Raw genomic sequence first — 5,048 nt, 5'->3', positions numbered from 1 at the left:
GAGTTGGTCACGAGTCTCGTCCGGGATGCGCATACCACACCAACGAGCTTCAGGACGGGAAGCAACACCTTGATGATCTGCAAGCCCTTAGCCAGGCGAGTAGCACGTTAGAACAGAGGTTCTTGTGACTAGTCAGACTAAAGGGGTCAAATTTACCTATTTAGAGAAACGGGTTGTCTGTGACCAGAGACCGGCTTCATGATTAGGCATGAGGATGATCCGCGCACGGATTGAGAATTTCCGCTGCCTTAAGTTGGCTGAAGTACGGTTCGATGGCGTCACCTCCATCATCGGCCCTAATGGAGTTGGCAAGTCAACCATCTTGCGTGCGCTCGATTGGTTCTTCAATGGCGAAAAAGGCACATCGCTAGATCTCGACGATCTTTGCATTGAGGCGGGAAATAGCCGCATCCGTGTAGAGGTTGAGTTCGACTCACTCACCCCTCAAGATCGGGAAGAACTAGGACACTACGCTCCCGATGGCGTGAATAGCGTGGTCATTTGGCGCACATGGGATAACGGCGAAGACAAGATCACCGGCAAAGGGATGACCTTCCCTCCATTCGAGACGGTCCGCAGCCAATCAAACGCTACCGCCAAGCGGAAAGCCTACAATTCGCTACGCGAGGAACAGCCTGATCTTGCACTTCCATCGGCTGGCAGTGAGGCGCTGGTAGAGGAGGCGATGGTTGTTTGGGAAAGGAATCACGCCGATCGGCTAGTAGAGTCCGACATCCAGGCAACTAACTTCTTCGGTTTTGCTGGAAAAGGAAAGCTCGCGAGCCTATTTGAATTCATTCTGGTCAGTGCAGACTTGCGGGCGCTTGAGGAGTCAACTGACACGCGGTCTGCGATTTTCGGACGAATCATCGAACGTGCGGTGGACAGGAAGATTGCCGATGCCGAACTGGCGGATCTCGATGCACGACTGAATCTGGAACGGGCGCGCATCTCGAACAAGAACTTTGCTCCTCAGCTAGACCTAATCTCCAAAGAGCTAACCAAGGCAGTGGAGGTTTTCTCGGCAGGCAGGAACGTGACGGTCTCGCCGGTCGATAACCCCTACAAGCCCGTCAAGGCATCCTTCAAGGTAAGCATCATCGATGGACCTGTCGAAACAACCGTTGAGCGCCAAGGACATGGGTTTCAACGTGCAATGATCATCGCCGCGCTAAAACTCCTTTCGGATCGCAGCGGCGAAGGATCACGGTCCAAGGCTGTCTGTTTGGCCATCGAGGAACCTGAGCTGTACCAGCACCCTGTCCAAGCCCGAGCCTTCTCTCAGGTACTCCGTAAGATCGCTGAAGATCCCAACCAGATGGCCCAGGTGGCCTACGCCACCCACAATCCGATTTTCGTTGACCCGCATCACTTTCACGAAATCCGCCGCATCAGTCGCGTACGGAGCAGTTCTAGCCATAGGGCTATTTCCATCGCCCATGTGCGAGTTGATGACGTCATCGAAAAGTTGTCAGGATTCGTGCCCGAGGAGCGCGTTCGCAAGCAAATTGCGGCAGCACTTCTAAACAGTCTGGCCGAGGCGCTCTTTGCCTCTGCCGTCGTCCTGGTGGAGGGGGAAACTGATAAGGCCGTTCTCGAAGGCTCTGCAACACGCGATGGAGCCCCGCTGGCCGTGGAGGGCGTTCACGTGGCCGAGGCTGGCACCAAGACAGCTATCTACCTGAGCCACGCCATCCTGACATTGCTCGGAATCCCGTGCTTCGCGGTCTTTGATGCCGATGCTGGAGTGGGCATCAGAATGGAGAAAAACGGAAGAAAGCCACGTGATATCCGCAATGCGGAACTGAACGAACGCGCGGAAAATCACCGGCTTCTCATGTACCTCGGTCAGCCGACCATTCCAGATTTGCCTCCCACGCACGCCGCCGTCGACTACGCGGTATTCGCAGACTGCCTGGAGGAAACGCTCAAGGCCGATTGGCCCGAGTGGGGGGAGAAGGTGGAGGAACTCATTCAATCTGGCCTGGGATACAGCGAGAAGAACACCTACACCTACGCACGAGCAGCCTTCGAGGCAAGTGGTGAGCCACCGATCGTAATCAAGCAGATCATCCAGAACGCGAAGGCCATGGCGAGAGAGGGGCAGTGATGGAGAGATTTCCCGTTATCTCTTCCAACATTATTTCTGTCGGATACGAGCCGACAGAAATGGTGCTGGAAATAGAATTCCAGTCCGGAATCTATAGATATTTTTCCGTCCCAGCGAGCGTCCACAGCGGCCTTATGTCGGCTCCTAGCCACGGCCGCTATTTCGCGCGCACGATCAAGGATCGATACTCATTCTCACGAATTGCTTGAGCTGGCGCTTAGCGGCACGACAAATACAGGAGCCCCGCAGCTAGTGCATGCGGGGCTCTTGTTCGTCAGCTCAGGTAAGGAGTGCGCCGGCAACGCTGTTCGTGGCGACCGCCTCGGCCACTTGCATACCTGCGATCAATGTCATCTTGATTTTTGTCATGATGAACTCCTTTCGTTCGAAGATGGACTATCGGACTCCGGTTTGTTTCTTTTCAGGAACTGGATTCCGTAATTCAGACCAACTGCGACCAAAACGAGCCCCACGATCAGCGCTACGGGAGTTGAACCCGCCCCACATACCCCTGACCTCAACTGACGGCACCTCAAAGTAGCACGAGTGACGGAGTTAGACACTCCCAGGTCGAGTTGAGTGAGTTGGCTGCCGGGTTGAACAGCCGTCAAGGCACCCGCTCAACGACTTGGAGAACGAGTTGTGCGGGCGCTCGGCCTTCCTGCTGCCGAGGACGTCGTGATCAACAGCTGCTGTGTGTCGTCGTCCGCCATCAGATTTGCCGTCACGCGCACACCACGAAGTCAGCCGAGATAGGGCCGCTCACGGTGCTCCAGGAAGTGACGGATCCGAAGCCGCTGCGTGTGGTGCATCGGCAGTTGATCGATCTCCTCCGGCTGGACGAACCGCAGCTCTGTGGACTCGTCCGAGATTGCGAGTCCGCCGCCAACCATGCGGGCGGTGAAGCAGACGTTGAACTGCCGGCGCACCTCACCGTCCGAGTAGGCGATGACGTGGCGAGGGTCGGTGTACGTGCCCACGAGCCCGGTGATCTCCACGTCCAGACCCGTTTCTTCCTTCACCTCGCGGACGGCCGTTCCCGGGAGTGAATCGGTCATCTCCATGCCGCCACCCGGTAGCGCCCAGAGATCGTTGTCCCGGCGGCGCTGAAGGAGCACGCGCCCTTCGTCGTCGGTGACCACGGCGGACGCGGCGACCACCAAACTGTTCGGTTCCGGTGCCGCTGGGTCGTCGTAGTACTCAGTCCGTGCCATGGTCACCCTTCTCGTATCGGCGTCGCGGTTTCCCACACCGCATCGAAGCTGCTGGCATAGGTGTCGAACATGCCGCCCTTTCCGCTGCGCCGAAGATGCCACACGGGGGCACCGTAGGCGTTCACGCCCCACACATGGGCATTGACAAGCGCCTGGTCATCCGCACGATAGATCGAGTTGTAGAGCGTGGTGGCATGGGTCCGAACCTCGATGCCAGGTACCCCGGCAAGAGGGCGATAGTGCATGAGGGCAAGTCGGCAACGGGACTCGATCCCGTGGCCGAACCTCTCCTCCTGGCCGCGCTGTTGCACATTCGCGCTGTCGGGGTCGCCGATCGCGATCCGGACCGCACACCCCTCGGAAGCGCGCTCTCGCAACAAGTCGTTGAGCCGCGGGTAAGCCTCGTGCAGGAAGACGGCGGCGTACACCAGCACGTCGATGTGCTCGCGGGCCTGGGTCAGCATGTCCACGAAGTTGGACACGGGGATGTCCGCCCGCTGGTCGTAGAGAGCCACAAGTTCCGGACTGACAGCGCGGGCAGGGCGTGCCTGCCGGAGCGCGGGCCATAGAGCGTGCACGTCTTCTCCTAGTATTTCCGCTGCCAGCATGGCCGTGGCACGGCGCGGCGTACGCCCCAGATTGACCCATCGTTCAACGGACTTGGGATCGACTTCGACCTTGTCCGCAAGGGCGGCGTACGTCCAACCGCCGACCGCCATCGCAGCACGTAACCTCTCGTTCGGCATCCCAATCTCTCCTAACACTCGGGGACGGCACTAGGGACGTTCTACCCGACGCGGGACGTCCCGAAGTGGGGTTTGTCGGAGGTTCCTACGTCCTGATGGGCGGCAGGATGCTCGTCCGCATGGCGAGCAACCAGCAGACCAGACCAAGCATCGGTGAACTGGCGAAGGACACTGCCAGTGGACGTATCGGCGTCGTCATGGGTGAGGTCGGCGCCCGGGTGCAGATAAGACCCCTCTGCGGCGGCGTCGAGTGGGATGCCATGCCGGACAACGTGGTGGCCCCGACCGCGCGGGAAGAACTGAGCGCCCGCCTGGCCATCAAAAACGGCAATAGCCGGGACGGTTTGTGATGCGCGCCATCGGTCGGTACGCGGGAGTCCTGTTCGTCGTCATGGTCAGCGGGTCGTGTGGCCTGGTGATCGGCATGGCCCTCGCTATCCGTCAGTAGACCGGCTGCCTCGAACGGGTGCCAGTTCCCCGGCTCCCCCGTCCCCGTTCGGGGCGGCCTTCCACCCCCCGGTGGTCCGTGGTTCACGCCTCGGCGACCGGTGCGGGCGCAAGTGCCAGAGCACAGCGACACTCAAGGAGTATTCGCATGACGGCAACGGCCAACGACCAGAAGACTGGCCGCGCGGTGGCTGGTGAGGAGCTGTTCGACAGCCTCACCCACTTCGTGGTTGCCCACAACGGACGGCCGCACGAGTGCGCAGAGCGGATCGCGGACCAGGCGGTGGCCTTCCTGGTCACCGCAGCGACCGCCACCGTGCCCATGGTCCCCTCGGACGACGTGGACCTTGGCCTGCACGCGCTCATCCTGCACACGAAGGAGTACGCCGAGCTGTGCAAGCGGTTCGCGGGCCGCTTCCTCCACCACAACCCCAAGCCGGGTGGAGGGGCGCGTGACCCGGAGAAGGTCGCCGCCTCCGCACACGCGATGAAGGCGGCCGGGTTCATGGTCTTCGACGACCTGTGGACCGT

At 60.0% G+C, this 5,048-nt stretch carries 6 protein-coding genes; 4 read left to right on the top strand and 2 right to left on the bottom strand.

Annotation, left to right across the window (positions count from 1 at the left end):
• Positions 1-208 precede the first annotated feature (208 nt).
• Positions 209-2,110, top strand: a complete 1,902-nt coding sequence (locus tag H8R17_RS27820; protein WP_262505547.1) for an ATP-dependent endonuclease — start codon at positions 209-211, stop codon at positions 2,108-2,110.
• Positions 2,110-2,319, top strand: a complete 210-nt coding sequence (locus H8R17_RS27815) for a KTSC domain-containing protein (protein ID WP_187825966.1) — start codon at positions 2,110-2,112, stop codon at positions 2,317-2,319. Before H8R17_RS27820 ends, H8R17_RS27815 begins: the two co-directional genes overlap by 1 nt.
• Positions 2,320-2,853: 534 nt before the next feature.
• Here H8R17_RS27815 and H8R17_RS27810 read toward each other — a convergent pair.
• The gene (locus H8R17_RS27810) at positions 2,854-3,324 is read right to left on the bottom strand and encodes an NUDIX domain-containing protein (RefSeq protein ID WP_187825965.1); all 471 of its coding nucleotides are present in this window, start codon (positions 3,322-3,324) and stop codon (positions 2,854-2,856) included.
• 2 nt (positions 3,325-3,326) lie between these two features.
• Positions 3,327-4,070 carry a helix-turn-helix domain-containing protein gene (locus tag H8R17_RS27805; protein WP_187825964.1) on the bottom strand — a complete coding sequence of 248 codons (744 nt, stop codon included), beginning with the start codon at positions 4,068-4,070 and terminating at the stop codon, positions 3,327-3,329.
• Between the two features lie 119 nt (positions 4,071-4,189).
• Here H8R17_RS27805 and H8R17_RS27800 point away from each other — a divergent pair, with 119 nt between their 5' ends.
• Positions 4,190-4,420 carry a hypothetical protein gene (locus tag H8R17_RS27800; protein ID WP_262505546.1) on the top strand — a complete coding sequence of 77 codons (231 nt, stop codon included), beginning with the start codon at positions 4,190-4,192 and terminating at the stop codon, positions 4,418-4,420.
• A gap of 245 nt (positions 4,421-4,665) precedes the next feature.
• Positions 4,666-5,048: hypothetical protein (locus H8R17_RS27795; RefSeq protein WP_187825967.1), on the top strand; the 383-nt coding region annotated here is incomplete at its 3' end.

Origin of the sequence: Streptomyces sp. TRM68367, from assembly GCF_014495685.1 — a bacterium.
Lineage (GTDB): Bacteria > Actinomycetota > Actinomycetes > Streptomycetales > Streptomycetaceae > Streptomyces.
The sequence above is the reverse complement of the archived record's forward strand: the minus strand, read 5'-3'. Positions and strand labels throughout refer to the sequence as shown.